A 19,770-nucleotide genomic window follows, 5' to 3' on the forward strand; every position below is an offset into this window, starting at 1 on the left:
CCTCCCGAACAGCTTGTCTCGAAACGCGGTGAATTCTTGCTATTGGTACTCGGCTTTTGGCCGATTCGTTGATTGGCTTCAGGCCGGCGCGCTGCATTTCGTCATCCAATTTCGTCATTCAGCTTAGAACGGAAAACGGCAAAAAGATACTTGGCGAGACCCTGCGCCGCGTAGGCGCCGCGCGGCTGTGAGCTTGCTACGCCACCCGGTGTTGCGAAGCACCTCCGGATTCACAATCGCTGTGCTATGGTTGATTGAGCCAGCCCAGTGCCGCTAGCGCTGCATCCTGTGAGCGCAAAGGACAAGGCGGGCCGGCCAGGTGATGGCCGGGCATCATCGCTCTCGCGTGCCGCGTCACGCCGTTGGCACGTGGACCGCCGATGCACTTCGGCGCCGTACGAACAAGGCCTGCATATGTGGCGAAAATTCCTTGTCGTGTGCCTGCTCGGGTTGGCTGCGGCCGTGCGCGCCGAAGCCGGCATCGACACGCCAACCCTCCCCCTCCCCCTCCAAGCAACAAAGCACCCGGCCGCCGCCCCCGCGAGCGCTCCGGGCAGGCGCCTCGCCCTGGTCATCGGCAACGGCGCCTATGTGGACGAGCCACTGCCCAACGCCGCCAATGACGCCCGGGCAATGCGCCGCACCTTGGCCGCGCTCGGCTTCGACGTCACGCTCCGCGAGAACCTGGACCGGGAAGGCATGGCGCGCGCGCTTGCCGAATTCCAGCAGCGCCTGCAGGCGGGCGGCACGGGGTTGTTCTATTTCGCGGGGCACGGCATCGAGGTCGCGGACACCCCGGTGATGATTCCCGTCGATGCCGGCAGCCGTGCACCTGGCCGCTTGCTCACCGCGGGCACCGCGCTTGACGCCGTACTGGCCAGCATGTCGGCGCCAAGGCCGGACATGCTTAACGTGGTAATCCTCGATAGCTGCCTGGACAACCCCTATCGCGGCAGTGCCGTCAAGCCACCCTCCGCCCCCGCCAACACGCTGATCGCCTATGCCACGGCCCCCGGCGCCGTGGCGGCCGAGGGGGCGCGGCACGGTGCGTTCACCGCCGCCTTACTGCGTACGATGCGCATGCCCGGCCTTGATGCCGAGGCCGCCCTGCTCCGGGCTGGTGAAATCGTGAGCCAGAATACCGGGCGGCGGCAGCAACCGTGGATATCATCGTCTTTACCCGCCCCGCTCCGGTTCGCGGCAAACACTGCGGCCTCCAGCGAAAAGGACAACGACAACGCAGCCTTCACGCCCGCACGAAGTCAAGCCGATCCGCCGATCCTTGCGCAGCATCGCGGCATCCTTCCCAAGGACAGCGACGAGCAGTACGAGCTCAGCTTCTGGGACTCCATCAAGAACAGCAATTTCGCAAGTGACTACGAGGCCTACCTTAAGGCCTATCCGAACGGCCGCTTCGCGCCGCTGGCGCGCGCCAGGATCGAGCGGCTGCGCGCGGCCGGGCCGCAGGCCGGGGCGCCTGCGGAGCGTGCTCGCACGCCAGGCGCCTCAGCCGGGCAAGCCACCGCGCAAGGCGCCGTCACGCCGCCGCCCGCGCGCGCGCAGTCCGGCAAGGTGCAGGCGCCGCCCGCCGCGCCGTCACCAACCGCGCCTGCCGCATCCGCGCCGCCCGCCCCGACCGCGAGCGTACCCACCACGCAACGAACTGCCGCGGCCGGCGCCGTGATAGTCGAGATCAAGCCAGTCGAGGTCAAGGACTGCCCGGGCTGTCCCGTGCTGCACAGCCTGCCGGCGGGCAGCTTCATCATGGGCAGCAACGGCGGTGACCCGACCGAGAAGCCGCCGCATCACGTCACCATCGGCCAGCCCTTCGCGATCGGCAAGTACGAAGTCACGGTGGAACAATGGGGGGCCTGCGCTGATGCGGGGGCATGCCAGCGCATCGCCACCGTCGCCAACGCGCCGAGGAACGCCCCCGTGCGCGATGTGAGCTGGGACGATGCCCAGCAGTACGTCGCCTGGCTGAGCAAGGTCAGCGGCAAGCACTACCGCCTGCCAACCGAAGCCGAGTGGGAGTACGCCGCCCGGGGCGGCACCGCGACACTCTACTGGTGGGGCGACCAGATGCGCAAAGGCACGGCCAACTGCAAGGACTGCGGCGAACCGTGGAATGCCGACGCGCCCGCCAACGTCGGCTCCTTTGCCGCCAATGGCTACGGCCTCCACGACATGAACGGCAGCGTGTGGGAATGGGTCGCCGACTGCTGGCACATCTCCTACAAGAACGCGCCTGCCGACGGACGCGCCTGGGACGAGCCCGGCTGCGGCGTGCGCGTGATCCGTGGCGGCTCATGGCGTGAAGGCGCGAGCTACATGCTCTCCTCCACCCGCTTCAAGTACAGCGCGAGCGTACGCCAGTCGCAAAACGGCTTTCGCGTCGTGCGGGACCTGAAGTAGCCGCTGCGCCTTGCCTGGCTAGCGCGGGTTGGTGGATATCTGCACCATGTCGGCACCGATGTGGCTTTCTCCGTGCTTCGCCGCCATCGGGCCCAGCTGCCTGTCGAGCGCGCGCAGGTAGTCCTGCCTGGACTCCGACTCGGGGCGCAACGCGTCGAACAGGGCCGCAGGCGTAGTGATCAGCACGATCAGCTCCGTGCCGAACGGCTTCGAGATCACCCAGTCCCCGAGGCTGCCCACGGCAGCGGTGTAGCTGGCGGGTGCCTGGTTGGCCTTGGCGCGCTGGCTTGGCACCATATGCACGACCTTGCCATCGGCCATGTAGTAGTCGACGTAGACATAGGTGTCGTAAGGCGGCGTGGTGATATCCACGATCAGTGGCGTTCCCTCCGTGAGTTGCGCGCCGGGCGCCCGGGTGCGGATCGTGGTCAGCGCGGTTGCGCTGCGGCGCCCCGACCAGTAAGGCGAGATCAGCTTGACCACGTCGCACTTGTCATCACCCAGCGCCTGCACGTCCAGGTTCAGCGTCTGCACGCCGGGCACCGCGCTCAGCTCCTCTTTCAGGCGCTTGATGCCAAAGCGCTCCGCCACGTAGCCACGCACCTGAAGTGCGTGGTCCTGCCCGGTGGCCGACAGCAGCGAGCAAGGCGCGCGTGCCAGCACCGGCGTCACGGCCTGCATGGAGAGCGCGCGCTCGCGCCGGGCTTCCTCGCTCGGTTGCGCCGACGGCGGCGCCCCCGGCGTGGCGGATGGCGTCACTGCGGCTTGGGGGGGGGCCGATACCACCGCGCTTGACGCGGATTGCGCCGCAGGCTGCTGCCCCTCCTGCGTGGTGCGCGCGCGCCACACGTAGTAACCCAGCCCGCCGGCCAGCAGCACGCCGGCCACGGACGCGGCGCCCAGCTTGGCCATTGGCATGCCACCGTGGCGCTCGGTGCCCATGTCGGCCAGGAAACGCGCCACGGTAGGCGTGCGTGTCGCGCGATCGAAAGACAGCGCCGCGCGCAGTGCGCGCCACTGCCCGCGGCTGAGCACCTTGGGGCGCTGTGGCTTGAGGCCGGCGCCGCGCGCCTGGTTGGCCGACAGCCGCTCATAGGGGTGCCTTCCAGTCAGCAGTTCATAGGTCACGCAGGCCAGCGCGTAGATGTCGTCGCGCGGATCCGGCTCGCGATGCTCGAACATCTCGGGGCTGGCATAGGCGGGGGTCATGCCGCCGAGCGTGCCGGGGTCGAACACGGTCGGGTCCGCGTCGTCCGCCGGTTGCTGGAAAACGCGCGCGATGCCGAAATCGATCACCTTCACTTCGCCGCTATCGGTGAGGAAGACATTGGCGGGCTTGAAGTCGCAGTGGACAAAGCCGCGCTCGTGCGCATAGGACAAGGCCCGGCCCATGCCGGTGATGATCGGCAGCGCCTTGGCGTAAGGCATGCCGGCGAAGTCTGGCGCGCGCAAGACACGATTGAGCGACTTGCCCGACAGGTACTCCATGGTCAGGTAAACCACCGAGCCATCGCGGTCGAAGTCATAGACCGTCACGATGTTGCGGTGCGCCAGCGTCTGCGCCTTGCGCGCCTCGCGCTGCAGCGCGATCAGCGATTTCGGATGACCGCGGAACTGCACATTGAGGACCTTGATGGCGATGTACGGCTTGCGGTCCGAGGCCTCGAGCTTGCGCAGGTCGAGCGCCTTGTAGACCGTCCCCATGCCGCCCACGCCCAGGCACTCCTCCAGCACGAAGCGGCCATTCAAGGTATCGCCCACCCCTTTGGTCTGCTCCGCCCCGCCAATCGCCTGATCGCTCGCGGGCGCTTGCGATGGCAAGGAAGGCGCGGACGCCATGCCGGCGCGGCCAGTCTGCACGCGGGTTTCCTCGCCGCCATCCTCGAACTGGGTTGCCCCGCGGCGCTCGATGCGCCGCAACACCTCTTCATAAACGCCAGGCGGCAGCGGGAAGCGGGTGTTCTCCTCGCTGAGCATGTCCGCTAGCTGCGTGGCGCTTGCCTGGTCCACGGCCAAGGTGCTGTCGATGCGGGCCAACAGTTCGTCGTGCGACAGACCACCGCTTTGGAAGGTACGTATCAGGTCTGGAATGCTAGGCATCGATGCAGCCACGACGTGATTGCGCGAAGTTGCGCATTGAGCGCCCACTCGCCCGTCTACAGCGAGTACCTGCCCACGATGGATACTAGTGCGCACTCACGCCAATCGCAAACCCCTCGTGCTTTGCATCAACGCCGGCAAGCCACGCCAGCGGCACGATGGCGCCGCAAGAGCCACTACCTGTCGCACATGCGCGAACACCCTGTGTTGTTGTGTTGGCCGCCACCCATCAGATCCAGGCCACCCCGAACCGCCCGCTGGCACGTCTTTTCCGGTCCGATAAATTCTCTCCCCAGGCCCAGCCTGCGTTTGCGGGCAATCTGCGATGACATGGCCCGCCTTGGCACACTCCATGCGTTTGTACCTCCCGAGCGCAGCACAGATGCTCAACCCAAATGAACCAAAGTCCCAATCGCTCCCAAGGAGAACTGCCATGACTACCACCCTCGCCATCAAGGACCTGCCGGTCACCGAAGAACTCGACACCCGCGCCATGCGCGCCGTGCGCGGCGGCTTCGTGCCCTTCATGCCCGTCTTCAGCTCGGTCAAGCTCGACTCGACCTTCAACGCCTCGCAGCTCATTGGCCAGACCCAGAACGTCGTGAACATGAACGGCAACAACGCCGCCTTCGTGGCCGACATCAAGTCCCACGTGACGTCGACCCAGAACGCCACCAACAACATCTACTAAGCCGCGGGCCACGCCCCAAGCCGAATTCGCAATCCACTGAATACCCCGGAGAACTGCCATGACTACCACCCTCGCCATCAAGGACCTGTCCGTCACCGAAGAACTCGACACCCGCGCCATGCGCGCCGTGCGCGGCGGCTTCGTGCCCTTCATGCCTGTCTTCAGCCTGACCAAGATCGACTCGACCTTCAATGCTTCGCAGCTGATCGGCCAGACCCAGAACGTCGTGAACATGAACGGCAACAACACGGCCTTTGCCGCCGACATCAAGTCCCACGTGACGTCGACCCAGAACGCCACCAACAACATTTATTGAATGGTCCCGGCACCGGCAAGAGGCGGCCCCGCCGCCTCCGCTGCCAGCCAGTACCCGCCATTTCCAGCAATCAAGTCAAGTGAAGTCTAGGAGAACCATCATGTCATCCATCATCGTGCGCGACCTCGCCCTGACCCAAGACCTCGACAGCAAGTCCCTGGCCGCGGTGCGCGGCGGCAATTCCTGGTTGCAAGGACTGGGCCCGGTGGCCAACGTCAATGTCAACGTCAACCAGAACATCGCCCAGTTGCAGAGCATCAACGTGAACACGCTCAACAACGTCGGCGTGATCGGCTCCGGCTTCGGCCCGCTGAGCATCGACGTCAACCCGTCGCAGTGGGCCGCTACCCACGCCGCGGTCTGAGCGAGATGCGCCCCGCTCCGTGGAAACCCAAGGGTTTCCACGGCTGTTGCGCACGAACTGGCACCGCCCCGGAGGTAAAACCCGTGGCCTATACTGATCTGGCCGGGCCTGCCGCATCGCGCGCACCCACCCGGCGAACCCCGGCCGAGCCGGCCTTCGCCACCCTGCAGGAGGAAGTCATGGCCGTCATCGTCATCAAGGATTTGCCGGACAGCGTGGATCTCGACAGAGAAGCCATGGTGGCAATCACAGGCGGCGCGAGAACGCGCGCCGGTCATGCATGGACGCAGCGCAAGCTCGGGGGAGCCTTGCGCGTCATCAGCTATCCGGAGGGCTTTCCAGGCCAACCGCTGGCAGGCACGCAGTCGCGGCCGGCCGGGGACATCAAGCGCAAGTAAGTCGAATCAGAAGCGCAAGGCAGCGATACTCTGCCCTCCGCGCCCGTTGCCCTGTCGGCAACGGGCGTCAGTGCTTTTGGGAGGTGGGTTTTGAGAACTTTGGCGGTTACTTCGGCGGTTGCATTGCCGATCAACGAGCCGCGTTGCGCTCGATCCAGGCGGCATAGGTCGCCAGGTACTTGCCCAGGAATCCACGGGTGGACTCGTTGGCGATGCCGCCCTGCTCGTCGAAGAGCTTGTCAACGCCGCTGATATAGGCTTCCGGTTGCTGGAGGACCGGGATATTGAGGAAGACGAGCGACTGACGCAGGTGGTGATTGGCGCCGAAGCCGCCGACGGCGCCGGGCGAGGCGCTGATGACGCCGCCGGGCTTGCCGTCCCAGGCGCTCTGGCCGTAGGGGCGCGAGCCGACGTCGATGGCGTTCTTGAGCGCGGCCGGCACCGAGCGGTTGTACTCGGGTGTCACGAAGAGCACCGCGTCGGCGCACCGGATGCGGTCGCGAAAGGCGACCCATGGCGCGGGCGGGCTGGCGTCCTCGTCCTGGTTGTACAGCGGCAACTGGCCGATTTCGACGATGTCGAGCTTGAGCCCGGCCGGCGCCATCGCGGCGAGCGCGAGTGCCAGCTTGCGGTTGAAGGAGTCCTTGCGCAGGCTGCCTACCAATACGGCTACATCACGTGGAGTACTCATCGCGATTCCTTTTTCGTTCACGGCACCATGGGTGGACGGAGCCGGCTCGCGCGCCGCATTGCTGCGCAGCGGCGGCCGGTCCAAGCGTCACTCTAATCCATTTGCGCGAAAGGAACCGCCAGTCGCCAGCCTACAGCGCCGCCAGCGGATGCTCGCCGTGCGCCCAGGGGCTGTCGAAAAACGCGTGCACGCGCTCGCGGGTGACCTCATCGAGACGCGCGGGCTGCCACTTCGGCGCGTGGTCCTTGTCGACCGCCAGCGCGCGAATGCCTTCGACGCCGTCGCCGTGGCGGAACACGTGGTACATCATGTCCAGCTCCATACGCAGCTCGTCGTTCAGCGCCATGGTGCGGGCGCGGCGGATCTGCTCCAGCGTGACGTTGAGCATCAGCGGCGAGCGCGTGCGCAGCATGGCCGCCGTCTGCGCGGCCCAGTCGGAGCCGGCATCGCTCACCGCTGCCACGATCCCGGTCACCGAGGCGCCGGCAAACAGGCCATCGATCTCTTCCTGCAGCTTGGCCAGCTGGCTTTCGCCCGGCGGGCAGGCGGCGCGGTGCGCCGCGGTGGCCTCGTCGACGCAAGCGAGCACGGCGTCGCCATCGGCAAACTGACGTGCGCGCAGCACCTCCACCAGCTCCGCCATGGCATTGCCCGGCAGATAGGCATCCGCCAGGCCTGCGTACAGCGCGTCAGCAGCATGAATCATGGCGCCGGTCAGGCCCAGGTATTCACCCAGGCGACCGGGCGTGCGCGACAGGAACCAGCCGCCGCCCACGTCCGGGAACAAGCCGATATTGGTCTCCGGCATTGCCATCTTGGTCCGCTCGGTCACCAGACGGCGGCGTGCGCCTTGCGAGATACCCATGCCGCCGCCCATCACCACGCCGTCCATCAGCGCGATGTAAGGCTTGGCGTAGGTATGGATCAAGTGATTGAGCGCGTATTCCTCGACGAAGAACTGATCGAGCGCCGGATCGCCGGCGAGCGCGGCCTTGTGGAAGAAGCGGATGTCGCCTCCGGCGCAAAAAGCCTTGCCGCCCGCGCCGGCGATGACTACGGCCGCCACTTCGGGCGCCACCGCCCATGCGTTGAGCGCCTGGGTGATGGCGCGAATCATCTCGAGCGACAGTGCGTTGAGCGCCTGGGGCCGGTTCAGCGTCAGGTAGCCGATGCCACCCTCGATGCGACCCTGTATCTCGCTTGTGACCAAGTCAGTCATGTCTCTCTTCTCCGCGAATGCAACCCGCAACTTTACACCAGCCAAGCTGCGCGCCGCACCCCTGAGCGGCGTCCGAGACACCGCGTTCAGGCCACCCGAAATGCCGACATCAGCCCGGTAAGCCGCTGCGCCTGGTCCTCCAGCGAAGCCGCTGCCGCAGCGGCCTGCTCGACCAGCGCGGCGTTCTGCTGGGTCATGCCGTCCATCTGCGCCACCGCCTGGTTGACCTGCTCGATGCCGCGCGACTGCTCGTCGGATGCCGAACTAATGCCGCTCATGATGCCGCTCACGCGGCGCACCGCACCAACCATTTCCTGCATCACTTGCCCCGCTTGCTCGACCATCTCGCCGCCGGCGCGCACGCGCGACACAGAGTCGCTGATCAGCGTGCGGATCTCCTTTGACGCGCCCGCGCAGCGCTGCGAGAGATCGCGCACGTCGCCCGCGACCACCGCGAAGCCTCGTCCGTGCTCGCCGGCCCGCGCGGCTTCCACCGCCGCGTTGAGGGCAAGGATATTGGTCTGGAATGCGATCTTCTCGATGACATCGATGATGTCGACGATCTTGTTGGCACTGGCGTCGATCGCCTGCATGGTGCTGGCTACGCGCGCCACCGCGTCGCTGCCGCGCTCCGCCAGGCCAGTGGCGCTGCTGGCGAGGTCATTGGCCTCGCGCGCGCTATCCGCGTTCTGGCGCACCGTGCCCGTGAGCTCCTCCATGCTGGACGCCGTTTCCTCGAGCGACGCGGCCTGCTGCTCCGTGCGTTGCGACAAGTCGCTGTTGCCGCTGGCAATCTGCTTGCTGGCGGCGGCAATGGAATCGGCCCCGCCGCGCACGTCGCTCACCATCGCGGCCAGGCTCTCTTGCATGCGCCCGAGCATGGCGAGCATGCGGCCAGTCTCGCTGCGCCCCGCCTCGGCGCCGCAGCCGGCGCCATCCGCCTTCGCGCCAAGATCGCCGGCGGCGATGCGCTCGAAGCGGGCGATGGCCGTATCGAGCGGACCCACGATGGAACGCCGCAGGCGCCAGGCCACCACCGTGCTGAAGCACAAGCCAAATACCAACACGCCGATCGAAAGCGAGCGCAGCGTGGTGTAGCGCTCCTGCGACCCGTGATAGACCTCCAGCGCGCCGGCGAGCTGCAGCTTGCCCAACTCGGTATTGACGGCCGTGAAAGCGATATCGAGCTTGGGAATGGTCTCCAGCACGGCGCGCATCACCGCCTCGCGGTCGCCTTGCTTGAGCGCGGCGATCATCGGCGACACACCTTGCGTGAACAACGCCTCACGCTTGGCGGCAACGTCCGCAGCCGCGCGGGCTTCTTGCGCCGAACGCGGCAGCGCCAGATAGGCCTGCCAGGCCGCATCGGACTGGCGCGCAAACCCCTCGGCTGTATCGGCGCGCGCACGGGCGTCGGCGGGATCGGCGGCGAAGGTGGCCTGGTCGAGCAAGACCCGTACGAGCAACTGGTTGGAACGCGCCTCGGCCAGGTTGACCGCGGCGGAGAGCTGATGCTGGTAGATCTGCCGCGTGGCGTCGTTGCTGCGCGACATGCCAAACCAGCCTACGGCACCGACAATCATCAACAGTGCATTGGTGACGATAGTCAGAATCCACAATCTAGTACCGATCGTAGTGTTGCGAAACATGAGGGCTCCCCGTTGGTTTTAGCGCTGATGCGGCTCCGTTTTTGGCCGCCCCGCTATAACGGCGCCCCTCACCGCTCCTTGACACCGCGCATGCGGATATTCAGTCGTGCAAAATAGTCAGGAATGCGAATGTGCGCAGGAAGGATTTTTGAGTGCGCTAGCGTACGCATTTGGCAACACCGCACGACCGTATAGAGGATCGCCTCCAGGCAAAACCGACAGAATCGGGCAACACTTTGCGCATGACACCGTCAACAATCGATCCCGGCCTGATCCTGCTGGCTTTCGCACCAGTCTTCCTGCTGACCATCGGCGCGGAGGCCTGGTACTGGGCGCGCCGCGACCCCGCCATCTACAGCCTGCGCGATACCGCGTCCAACGCCGCGCTGGCGCTGATGCACCAGGCGTCGGACGCGTTCTTCCTGTGGCTGATGGTGCGCACGGTCTACACGTGGAGCTACCAGCATGGCCTGAAGGCGATGCCGCAGACGGTCTGGTCGTTCCTGCTCTTGCTGCTGCTGCAGGATTTCCTTTACTACTGGTTTCATCGCGCCAGCCATCGGGTGCGCTGGATGTGGGCTTCACACGTCACCCATCATTCCTCGGAGGGCATGAATTTCTCGACGGCGTTCCGCCAGAGCCTGACATATCCGCTTTCGGGCATGTGGTTGTTCTGGATTCCGCTGGCGCTGATCGGCTTCACGCCCGACTGGGTGATCCTGGCGGTGGGGTTGAACCTGGCCTTCCAGTTTTTCGTGCACACCCGGCTGGGCGGCCGCTGGCACCGGCTTGAATGGCTGTTCAATACGCCCTCAGTACACCGCGTACACCATGCGCGTAACCCGCAGTACATCGACCGCAACTATGCGGGCGTGCTGACCGCGTGGGACCGCATGTTCGGCTCCTTCGTGCCCGAAGAGGCGCCGCCCGAATACGGCATTACGCGTCGCATCGCCAGCCATAACCCGATCACTCTCACCTTCCATGAGTGGGGCGACATGTTCGCCGACGCGTGGCGCCATCGCGACCTGCGGCACCTCTGGAAACCGCCCGAGTGGCGTCATCCGCGCGACCTGGCGGCCAGGGACGTGCCGCTGGCCGGCACCGCATCTGGGACGGACCGCAGCCAGGATGCATGATGGCTGGATAGCCAAAGGCGCCACGGAAAGCAGACAACAAAAAACCGCGCCTCGTGCGCGGTTTTTTGTTGCTGGCAAAGTAGCCTGGGACGAAAACGCTTACACGGATTCGCGCGAAGCACGCTTACGCTCGTGCTCCTTCAGGTGACGCTTGCGCAGGCGGATGCTCTTCGGCGTGATTTCCACCAGTTCGTCGTCGGCGATGAACTCCACGGCGTATTCCAGCGACATCTGGATCGGCGTGACCAGGCGCACTGCTTCGTCGGTACCCGAGGCGCGCACGTTGGTCAGCTGCTTGCCCTTGATCGGGTTCACAACCAGGTCGTTGTCGCGGCTGTGGATGCCGATGATCATGCCTTCGTACAGTGCATCGCCCGGCTTGACGAACATGCGGCCGCGATCCTGCAGCTTCCACAGCGCGTAGGCCACGGCATCGCCGTCGTCCTGCGAGATCAGCACGCCGTTGTGGCGCTCACCCAGGCCGCCTTCGCGCAGAGGCGCGTAGTCGTCGAAGATGTGGCTGATCAGGCCGGTGCCGCGGGTCAGCGTCAGGAACTCGCCCTGGAAGCCGATCAGGCCACGGGCCGGAACGCGGTACTCGAGGCGGGTGCGGCCCTTGCCGTCGGACGCCATGTCGAGCAGTTCGCCCTTGCGGCGGCCCAGCTCTTCCATCACGCTGCCCTGGTGGCCGTCTTCAACGTCCACGGTCAGCAGTTCGTACGGCTCGTGCTTGACGCCGTCGATTTCCTTGAACACCACGCGCGGGCGCGACACGGCCAGCTCGTAGCCTTCGCGGCGCATGTTTTCCAGCAGGATGGTCAGGTGCAGCTCGCCGCGGCCCGACACTTCGAAGATGGTGTCGTCGCCGGTCTCGGCCACGCGCAGCGCCACGTTCGACTTCAGTTCGCGGTCCAGGCGTTCGCGCAGCTGGCGGCTGGTCACGAACTTGCCTTCACGGCCGGCCAGCGGCGACGTGTTGACACAGAAGTTCATGGTCAGCGTGGGCTCGTCCACCTTCAGCATCGGCAGCGCGTCTTGCGCATCCGGTGCGCACACGGTGCAACCGATGCCCAGCTCTTCGATGCCGTTGATCAGCACGATGTCGCCGGCTTCGGCTTCCGCCACGATTTCGCGCTCCAGGCCCTGGAACTTCAGCACCTGGTTGATACGACCCTTGATGGGGTTGCCTTCCGGGCCGAACTTGACCACCACGTCTTGCAGCGAACGGGCACGGCCACGCGAAATGCGGCCTACGCCGATCTTGCCGACATAGCTGTTGTAATCGAGCGAGATGATCTGCAGCTGCAGCGGACCGTCCGGGTTGTCGTCACGGACCGGCACCTTGGCCAGCACGGTCTCGAACAGCGGCTTCATGTCGCCTTCGCGCACGTCGTCGGTCAGCCCGGCATAGCCGTTCAGGCCGGATGCGTAGATCACCGGGAAATCGAGCTGCTCATCGGTGGCGCCCAGCTTGTCGAACAGGTCGAACGTCTGGTTGATCACCCATTCCGGACGCGCGCCCGGGCGGTCGACCTTGTTGATCACCACGATCGGCTTCAGGCCCAGCGCCAGCGCCTTGCGCGTGACGAAACGGGTCTGCGGCATCGGGCCTTCGACAGCGTCAACCAGCAGCAGCACGCCGTCAACCATCGACAGCACGCGCTCCACTTCACCGCCGAAATCGGCGTGGCCAGGGGTATCGACGATATTGATGTGGGTGCCGTTGTATTCAACAGCACAGTTCTTCGCGAGGATGGTGATCCCGCGTTCCTTTTCAATGTCGTTCGAGTCCATCACGCGCTCGACCATTTGCTGGTTGTCGCGGAAGGTGCCTGCCTGGCGCAGGAGTTGGTCGACCAGAGTGGTCTTGCCATGATCGACGTGAGCGATGATGGCGATATTGCGGATGGCGCGGGTCATTGCAGCGTCTCGCTTTGGGGCTGAGCATCAAAAGATAACCCGAAATTATAGCATGCTGCGGCGCAAAACCCGAGGACGACGTTGGAGAGCTTCCTAAGCCGTCACCCCGTCACAAATCCGATTATTGCGATATCCGCAATAGCAAATTGACGTCCTTGCGGATCAGCGAACGTGAACATATAGTTGCCACGGCAAACATTGCACCGACAAGCACCGAGCCGAGATGTCCGAGCAGAGCCAGCCCATTTCCGACGAAGCCTTTCCGTTCGACCCGGCCGAGTACCGCATGGGCGAGAGCATCGGCTATCTGATGGCACGCGCCAAGAACGTGCTGTCGCACGGCGTGGAGCAGGAGGTCGATGGCCTGGACATCACGCACGCCCAGGCCACCTGCCTGATGATGCTGGCCGCCGGCCGTGGCAGCACGGTGACGGATCTTGGCCGGGAGCTCAATTGCGATATGGGCTCGGTCACGCGCCTGCTCAGCCGCCTGGAAAAGCGCGGCCTGATCGAGCGCCAGCGCAGCGATGCCGACCGGCGCGTGGTCGACCTGTCGATCACCCCCGCCGGCCAGATCCTCGTGAACCAGCTGCCCCAGATCTATTGCCGCGTGCTGAACCGGCATTTCCGCGGCTTCTCCGAAGCCGAACTACAGACCTTCCGCTCGATGCTGCACCGGATCATCGGCAACAACAGCGGGTAGCGGCCAGGCATGGCGGCCAGTGACGCCAGCGGCGCCACGATCTCTCAAATACAAGAAACAAGAACAAACACTAACGCTCTATCGCAGGGCACCCAGATGAACCAAGCTCTCTCTTCTTTTTCCGCTTTGTCGCCGCGTACGCGCGCGGCGTGCCGCCGCGCCGGTACGCTGGCGCTGACCGCGCTGGCGGCCGCGGTGCTGGCGGGCTGCGCCGCGTTCGGCAACTCGCACAGCACGCAGACCGTTACCGCGCCGGCCTCGCTCGCCAGCGCCCAGGCCCTGCCCTCGCAGCATGGCCAGTGGCCTTCGCTTGACTGGGTCGACCAGTTCAAGGACCCGCAACTGCGCGCCCTGGTCGACGAGGCGGTAAAGGACAGCCCCAACCTGCAAGCCGCTTTCGCGCGTGTGGAAGCCTCCCGCGCGATGGCGGACGCCACGCGCAGCGCGCTGTACCCGCACGTCGACTTTGACGGCAGCCTGGTACGCCAGCGCTTCTCGCAAACGGACCTGTTCGAAGGCACGCCGCTGGCCGGTTCGTGGCAGAACCAGTCACGCCTGCAAGCCGGGCTCTCCTATGATTTCGACTTCTGGGGCAAGAACCGCAAGGCGCTCGAAGCCGCTCTGTCCGACGACCGCGCTGCCGAGGCCGAAAGCCAGGCTTCGCGCCTGATCCTGACCACGTCGGTCGCTCGCACCTATGCCCGCCTGGCCGCCTTGTACGCGCAACGCGACGTGGCCGAGCGCGCCATCGCCCAGCGCCGCGGCCTGAGCGACCTGTCACGCGACCGGCTCAACGCCGGCCTGGACACGCAGGTCGAAACCACGCAGGCGCGCGGCACGGTGGCATCGGCACAGACCGACCTGCTTCGCGTGGATGAAGACATCCTGCTGGCGCGCAACCAGCTCGCCGCGCTGCTGGGCAAGGGCCCGGACCGCGGCCTGGCGATCCAGCGCCCGACCATCCTGGCGCAAAGCACGCCGCTGCTGCCGGACAACCTCACCATTGACCTGCTGGGCCGCCGCCCGGACCTGGTTGCCGCACGCTGGCGCGTGGAGGCCACCAGCAAGGATATCGAGGTGGCACGCACGCAATTCCTGCCGGCCGTCACGTTGTCCGCTTTTGCCGGCGTGGCGTCGCTGGACCCATCCAACCTGCTGATGGGCATCAGCCGGACCTTTGGCATCGGTCCGGCGATCCGCCTGCCGATCTTCGAGGGCGGCAAGCTGCGCGCCAACCTGAAGGGCAAGTACGCGCAATACGACCTCGCCGTGGCCAACTACAACCAGACGCTGGTCGATGCGCTGCGCGAAACCGCCGACACGGTGGCCAGCATCCGCAGCGTGGATACGCAGATCACGGCCCAGCGCGAGGCGCTGGCTCTCGCCGAGCGCGCCTACTCACTATCCACCATCCGCTACAAGGCCGGGCTAGGCACCCAGCTCACGGTGCTCAATGCCGAAAGCAACGTGCTGCAGCAACGCCGCCTTGCGACCGACCTGCAGGCGCGCCGCCTGGACCTGCAGATGGGCCTGATAAAGGCGCTCGGCGGGGGTTACCAGGAACAAGCCGAAGGCGCCGGGACGGATGCGCAGAAGCCAGCCGAGGCACGTGGCTAAACGGTTAGGTGGCTACGGCCAAGCAGCCGGAAAAACAACGAGCAGTACCGACAGCATTCTTAGAAGACGATCATGAGCGATAACAAGCAAGCGGCCCAGACTCCCGCCTCCCCGGCGGCTCCCGTCAACAACAACGGCAAGCGCAAGCGCCTGCTGCTCTCGCTGACCGCCGCGGTAGTGGTGGCCGGCGTGGCCTATGGCATCTACTGGGGCATGTACGCGCGCCACTTCGAGAGCACCGACGACGCGTATGTTGCGGGCAACGTGGTGCAGGTCACCCCACTGGTCGGCGGCACCGTGATTTCGATCTCGGCCGACGATACGCAGCTTGTCACTGCGGGCCAGCCCCTGATCCAGCTCGACCGCGCCGACTCGCAGGTCGCCATGGAGCAGGCTGAGGCGCAACTGGCGCAAGCCGTGCGTGAAGTGCGCACGCTCTACGTCAACAACGGCTCGCTGGCGGCCAACGTGACCATGCGCGAAGCCGATGTGGCCAAGGCGCGTGAGGACCTGAAGCGCCGCGAGGCCATCGCTGGCTCCGGCGCGGTTTCGGGCGAAGAAATCTCCCACGCGCAGACCGCCCTCACGGCCGCGCAATCGGCACTGTTGGCCACGCGCGAGCAACTGGCATCCAACAAGGTGCTGACCGACCAGACCACGGTGGAGAAGCACCCCAACGTGCAGCGCGCCGCCGCCAACCTGCGTGCCGCCTATCTCGCGTTCGCACGCTCGACGCTGCCCGCGCCGGTAACCGGCTACGTGGCCAAGCGCTCGGTGCAGGTCGGCCAGCGCGTAGCCCCCGGCGCGCCACTGATGGCCGTGGTGCCGCTGGACCAGGTGTGGATCGACGCCAACTTCAAGGAAGTGCAGATCACGCATATGCGCGTGGGCCAACCGGTCACGCTGGAGGCCGACCTGTACGGCTCCAAGGTGACCTATAACGGCAAGGTGGAAGGTTTCTCGGCCGGCACCGGCTCGGCCTTCTCCCTGCTGCCGGCGCAGAACGCCACCGGCAACTGGATCAAGGTTGTGCAACGCCTGCCGGTGCGCATCGCACTGGACCCGCAGCAGCTCAAGGACCACCCGCTGCGGGTTGGCCTGTCGATGAACGTGACGGTCGATGTGCGCAAGGAAGAAGGCGCGGCCATGACCAACGCCACGGTTGCGCGCCCGATGCAGACCGACGTCTATGAGAAGGTCGCGCAGGACGCCGACGCACTGATCGCCCGCATCATCTCGCTGAACAACGGCGGCCGCCAGGCGACCGAGCCCATGGCAGCGCCGGTGTCGTCGACGCCGGCCGCCGCCAAGCCCGCCAACACCTGAACATGGCTACCTCCCTCCCCGCGCGCGACGGCGCCTCGCCCGGCCCGGCGGCGCCAGCGGCGCGCCGCGCCGCGCCAGTGCCGTTGTCGGGCGCAAAGCTGATCGTCGGCACGATCGCGCTGTCGCTGGCCACGTTCATGAACGTGCTCGACTCATCGATCGCCAACGTATCGATCCCGGCCATCTCGGGCGACCTTGGCGTGGCCCCCAACCAAGGCACGTGGGTCATCACCTCGTTCGCTGTGGCCAATGCCATCTCGGTGCCGCTGACCGGATGGATGACCACGCGCTTCGGGGCGGTGCGGCTGTTCGTCACGTCGATCCTGCTGTTCGTGATCTCGTCGTGGCTGTGCGGTGTCGCGCCCAACCTCGAAGTGCTGCTGGCCGCGCGCGTGCTGCAAGGCGCAGTGGCAGGACCGATGATTCCGCTGTCGCAATCGCTACTGCTGTCGAGCTATCCGCCGCAGAAAAGCACCATGGCGCTCGCCCTATGGGGCATGACCACGCTGGTGGCGCCCATCATGGGGCCGCTGCTGGGCGGCTGGATCTCGGACAACATGACCTGGCCGTGGATCTTCTACATCAACATCCCGGTGGGCCTGGGCGCCGCCTATGCAACCTGGGCGATTTACCGCGACCGCGAGACGCCGATCAAGATCCTGCCGATCGACCGGATCGGGCTGGCGCTGCTGGTGATCTGGGTAGGCTCGATGCAGCTCATGCTCGACAAGGGCAAGGAGCTCGACTGGTTCCACTCGACCTCGATCGTCGTGTTGACAGTAGTGGCCATTGTGGGTTTCCTGTTTTTCCTGATCTGGGAGAGCTACGAGAAGCATCCGATCGTCGATATCACCTTGTTCAAGGGACGTAACTTCAGCGCGGGAGTGGTGGCCATCTCGGTGGCCTACGGCCTGTTCTTCGGCAACCTGGTGATCCTCCCGCTGTGGCTGCAAACCATCGTCGGCTATACCGCAACGGATGCCGGCATCGTGATGGCGCCGGTCGGGATCTTCGCCATCCTGCTGTCGCCGCTGATCGGCAAGAACCTGCCCAAGATGGATGCGCGCTGGGTCGCGACCCTGGCCTTCGTCACCTTTGGCGTGGTCAGCCTGATGCGCTCGGGATTCACCTTGCAGGTCGATACCCGCACGCTGATGATCCCGACGCTGATCCAGGGTGCGGCGATGGCGATGTTCTTCATCCCGCTGACGTCGATCATCCTGTCGGGCCAGCCGCCGGAGAGGATCCCGTCGGCCTCCGGGGTATCCAACTTCGTGCGGATCACGTTCGGTGCGATCGGTGCGTCGATCTCGACCACCATCTGGGAAAACCGCACGGCGCTGCATCACGCGCAACTGGTGGAACAGGTCAATCCGTACAACCCGACCTATATCGACCAGCTCAACCACCTGATGCAGCTGGGCATGAGCCAGGCCCAGGCCAACGGCCAGATCGAGCGCAACATTTCGCAGCAGGCGGCCATGCTGGGCGCCAACGATATCTTCTGGATCTCGGGCGTGCTGTTCTTCGTGCTGATCGTCTTTGTCTGGCTGACCAAGCCTAAGAAAGGGGGGGATCTGGACGCCTCCGCGGCCGGGGCGCACTAGCTGCAGTAGCTGCACCGAGCACACGCGCCGCACGCGAGGCCGATGCCGTCACAGGCATCGGCCTCGTGCTTTCTGGCCCCTTCCCTCGCCCAGGCTCAAGCCTTCGGGATTTCCTGCCCGATGCAGCCGCATTGGCCGCATTGGCCGCGTTAGAGCTTGACCAGCCGCTCGGGCCGCAAGGCGCCTTCACGCATGCGCGCCACGCCAAGCAAGCGGCGCGGCTCGCCGCCATAGACACTGGCGAGTTCATCTTCCGCCAGCGCCACGCCCGCCGGCAGGTCGCGCTGCGCGATGCGCTGGCCCTGCAGGAAGCGCGCCATCGCGGCCTCGTCTAGCGTTACCGCTACGCAGCGCTGCAACAGCGCATCGACCGGCGCAAGCATTCCGGGGCGCTCCTCGTCGGAGCGCTGCTCGATCTGCTCCAGCGTGACCGCACCTTCGAGGCTCAGGTCACCCACCGCTGTACGGCGCAAGCCGGTCAGGTGCGCGCCGCACCCGAGCGCCTCGCCAATGTCCTCGGCCAGGGTGCGGATATAAGTGCCCTTGCTGCAGGTCACGCGCATGCTGAAGGTGGGTACCTGCGGCAGCCCGCAATCGAGCAGCGTGATTTCATGGATGGTGACGCGGCGCGCGGCGCGCTCCACGGTCTGGCCGGCACGTGCGTATTCGTACAGCGGACGTCCGTCCTTCTTCAGTGCGGAATGCATCGGCGGCACCTGCTCGATTTCGCCCGCGAAGCGCAGCATTGCGGCGCGCAGCGCTTCGACATCGCAGGTTACCGGACGCTCGGCGATCACCTCGCCCTCGGCGTCGCCGGTCGCGGTCTTGAGGCCCAGCCGCACGGTGGCTTCGTATGTCTTGTCGGCCTCGAGCAGGTCCTGCGAGAACTTCGTCGCCTCGCCAAAGCACAGCGGCAGCAAGCCGGTGGCAAGCGGATCGAGCGTGCCGGTGTGTCCGGCCTTTAGCGCGCGCAGCATGCGCTTGGCACGCACCAGCGCATCGTTGGACGAAAGGCCGAGCGGCTTGTCGAGCAGCAGCACGCCATGCACCTCGCGGCGCGGCTGCCGGGGCGGGCGATTGGTATTGGGATGAGTCATGGCGGGGAGCTATGTGACGCCGGCAAAGCTTCAGGGCCGGGCGCGACAGACAGGGACAAAGGAGACGCGAAGCAACCGGCGCGAACAAGAAAACGGCCCGTGGTTACGGGCCGTCTTTCAGTCTTCTTTTGCGCGTGTGGAGTTAGCTTCTTTGATCAGCTTGGACATCTCGATCGCTTGTTCCACCGAGGTATCGTGGAAGAAGCGCAGCGTCGGCACGGTATGGATATGCAACCGCTTGTAGAGCAGCGAATGCAGGTAACCGGACTTTTCGTTGAGGATGCCCTCCACTTCCGCGGCATCAGCCGCCAGGACGGTGAAGTACACCTTGGCGTGCGCGTAGTCGGGGGTCAGCGTGACCGACTGCAGTGTGACGAGCCCCAGGCGGGGATCGCGCAGCTCACGCTGGATCATCTCGGCCAGGTCGCGCTGGATCTGGTCGGAAATCCGGAGATTACGAGAGGAGATATTGCCTTTCTTGGCCATTCAATACGCTTGCTGTCGAGAAGGGCAGCGGC

The 19,770-nt window shown here is 65.7% G+C and carries 17 protein-coding genes; 10 read left to right on the plus strand and 7 right to left on the minus strand.

The annotated features are described in order from the left end of the window. Positions 1 to 414: 414 nt before the first annotated feature. The gene (locus RR42_RS12760; RefSeq protein WP_052494619.1) at positions 415 to 2,415 is read left to right on the plus strand and encodes an SUMF1/EgtB/PvdO family nonheme iron enzyme; all 2,001 of its coding nucleotides are present in this window, start codon (positions 415 to 417) and stop codon (positions 2,413 to 2,415) included. 18 nt (positions 2,416 to 2,433) lie between these two features. Here the strand turns inward: RR42_RS12760 and RR42_RS12765 are convergent, their stop codons facing one another. After that, on the minus strand, positions 2,434 to 4,515 hold the full coding sequence (locus tag RR42_RS12765; RefSeq protein WP_043347299.1) for a serine/threonine-protein kinase: 2,082 nt from the start codon (positions 4,513 to 4,515) through the stop codon (positions 2,434 to 2,436). A gap of 433 nt (positions 4,516 to 4,948) precedes the next feature. Here RR42_RS12765 and RR42_RS12770 point away from each other — a divergent pair, with 433 nt between their 5' ends. The 4 genes from RR42_RS12770 (at position 4,949) to RR42_RS12785 (ending at position 6,284) form a co-directional block, all read left to right on the plus strand. Then, complete coding sequence (locus tag RR42_RS12770; protein ID WP_043347289.1) at positions 4,949 to 5,206, plus strand: hypothetical protein; 258 nt, start codon at positions 4,949 to 4,951, stop codon at positions 5,204 to 5,206. Between the two features lie 58 nt (positions 5,207 to 5,264). Then, on the plus strand, positions 5,265 to 5,522 hold the full coding sequence (locus RR42_RS12775; RefSeq protein ID WP_043347300.1) for a hypothetical protein: 258 nt from the start codon (positions 5,265 to 5,267) through the stop codon (positions 5,520 to 5,522). A 100-nt stretch (positions 5,523 to 5,622) separates the two neighbouring features. Continuing rightward, positions 5,623 to 5,886 (plus strand): hypothetical protein, encoded by a 264-nt coding sequence (locus RR42_RS12780; protein ID WP_043347301.1) that lies wholly within the window; start codon positions 5,623 to 5,625, stop codon positions 5,884 to 5,886. Positions 5,887 to 6,065: 179 nt separating this feature from the next. Further along, on the plus strand, positions 6,066 to 6,284 hold the full coding sequence (locus RR42_RS12785; protein WP_043352041.1) for a hypothetical protein: 219 nt from the start codon (positions 6,066 to 6,068) through the stop codon (positions 6,282 to 6,284). Between the two features lie 130 nt (positions 6,285 to 6,414). Here RR42_RS12785 and RR42_RS12790 read toward each other — a convergent pair whose 3' ends face one another. From RR42_RS12790 to RR42_RS41630, 3 genes are all read right to left on the minus strand, one after another. Beyond that, positions 6,415 to 6,975: an NADPH-dependent FMN reductase gene (locus RR42_RS12790; protein ID WP_043352043.1), complete on the minus strand. Its 561-nt coding sequence runs from the start codon at positions 6,973 to 6,975 to the stop codon at positions 6,415 to 6,417. Between the two features lie 130 nt (positions 6,976 to 7,105). After that, positions 7,106 to 8,194: an enoyl-CoA hydratase/isomerase family protein gene (locus RR42_RS12795; protein ID WP_043347303.1), complete on the minus strand. Its 1,089-nt coding sequence runs from the start codon at positions 8,192 to 8,194 to the stop codon at positions 7,106 to 7,108. Between the two features lie 86 nt (positions 8,195 to 8,280). Continuing rightward, complete coding sequence (locus RR42_RS41630) at positions 8,281 to 9,843, minus strand: methyl-accepting chemotaxis protein (protein WP_043347304.1); 1,563 nt, start codon at positions 9,841 to 9,843, stop codon at positions 8,281 to 8,283. Between the two features lie 242 nt (positions 9,844 to 10,085). Between RR42_RS41630 and RR42_RS12805 the strand changes: the two genes are divergently transcribed. After that, positions 10,086 to 10,982 carry a sterol desaturase family protein gene (locus tag RR42_RS12805; RefSeq protein WP_043347305.1) on the plus strand — a complete coding sequence of 299 codons (897 nt, stop codon included), beginning with the start codon at positions 10,086 to 10,088 and terminating at the stop codon, positions 10,980 to 10,982. A gap of 99 nt (positions 10,983 to 11,081) precedes the next feature. Here RR42_RS12805 and typA read toward each other — a convergent pair whose 3' ends face one another. Further along, positions 11,082 to 12,902 (minus strand): translational GTPase TypA, encoded by a 1,821-nt coding sequence (gene typA, locus RR42_RS12810; protein WP_043347306.1) that lies wholly within the window; start codon positions 12,900 to 12,902, stop codon positions 11,082 to 11,084. Between the two features lie 223 nt (positions 12,903 to 13,125). Between typA and RR42_RS12815 the strand changes: the two genes are divergently transcribed. From RR42_RS12815 to RR42_RS12830, 4 genes are all read left to right on the plus strand, one after another. Then, positions 13,126 to 13,605, plus strand: coding sequence for a MarR family winged helix-turn-helix transcriptional regulator (locus RR42_RS12815; RefSeq protein WP_052494620.1), 480 nt, complete (start codon positions 13,126 to 13,128; stop codon positions 13,603 to 13,605). A 96-nt stretch (positions 13,606 to 13,701) separates the two neighbouring features. Then, entirely contained in the window at positions 13,702 to 15,222 is a 1,521-nt protein-coding gene (locus RR42_RS12820; protein ID WP_043347307.1) for an AdeC/AdeK/OprM family multidrug efflux complex outer membrane factor, read from the plus strand. 72 nt (positions 15,223 to 15,294) lie between these two features. Further along, entirely contained in the window at positions 15,295 to 16,548 is a 1,254-nt protein-coding gene (locus RR42_RS12825; protein WP_043347311.1) for an HlyD family efflux transporter periplasmic adaptor subunit, read from the plus strand. A gap of 2 nt (positions 16,549 to 16,550) precedes the next feature. Next, positions 16,551 to 18,155, plus strand: coding sequence for a DHA2 family efflux MFS transporter permease subunit (locus tag RR42_RS12830; RefSeq protein WP_043347313.1), 1,605 nt, complete (start codon positions 16,551 to 16,553; stop codon positions 18,153 to 18,155). 149 nt (positions 18,156 to 18,304) lie between these two features. Here the strand turns inward: RR42_RS12830 and truB are convergent, their stop codons facing one another. Then, complete coding sequence (gene truB / locus RR42_RS12835) at positions 18,305 to 19,252, minus strand: tRNA pseudouridine(55) synthase TruB (protein WP_043347314.1); 948 nt, start codon at positions 19,250 to 19,252, stop codon at positions 18,305 to 18,307. 117 nt (positions 19,253 to 19,369) lie between these two features. Continuing rightward, positions 19,370 to 19,738, minus strand: coding sequence for a 30S ribosome-binding factor RbfA (gene rbfA, locus RR42_RS12840; RefSeq protein ID WP_006162086.1), 369 nt, complete (start codon positions 19,736 to 19,738; stop codon positions 19,370 to 19,372). Positions 19,739 to 19,770: the final 32 nt, after the last annotated feature.

The organism is Cupriavidus basilensis, from assembly GCF_000832305.1.
Taxonomy (GTDB): domain Bacteria; phylum Pseudomonadota; class Gammaproteobacteria; order Burkholderiales; family Burkholderiaceae; genus Cupriavidus; species Cupriavidus basilensis_F.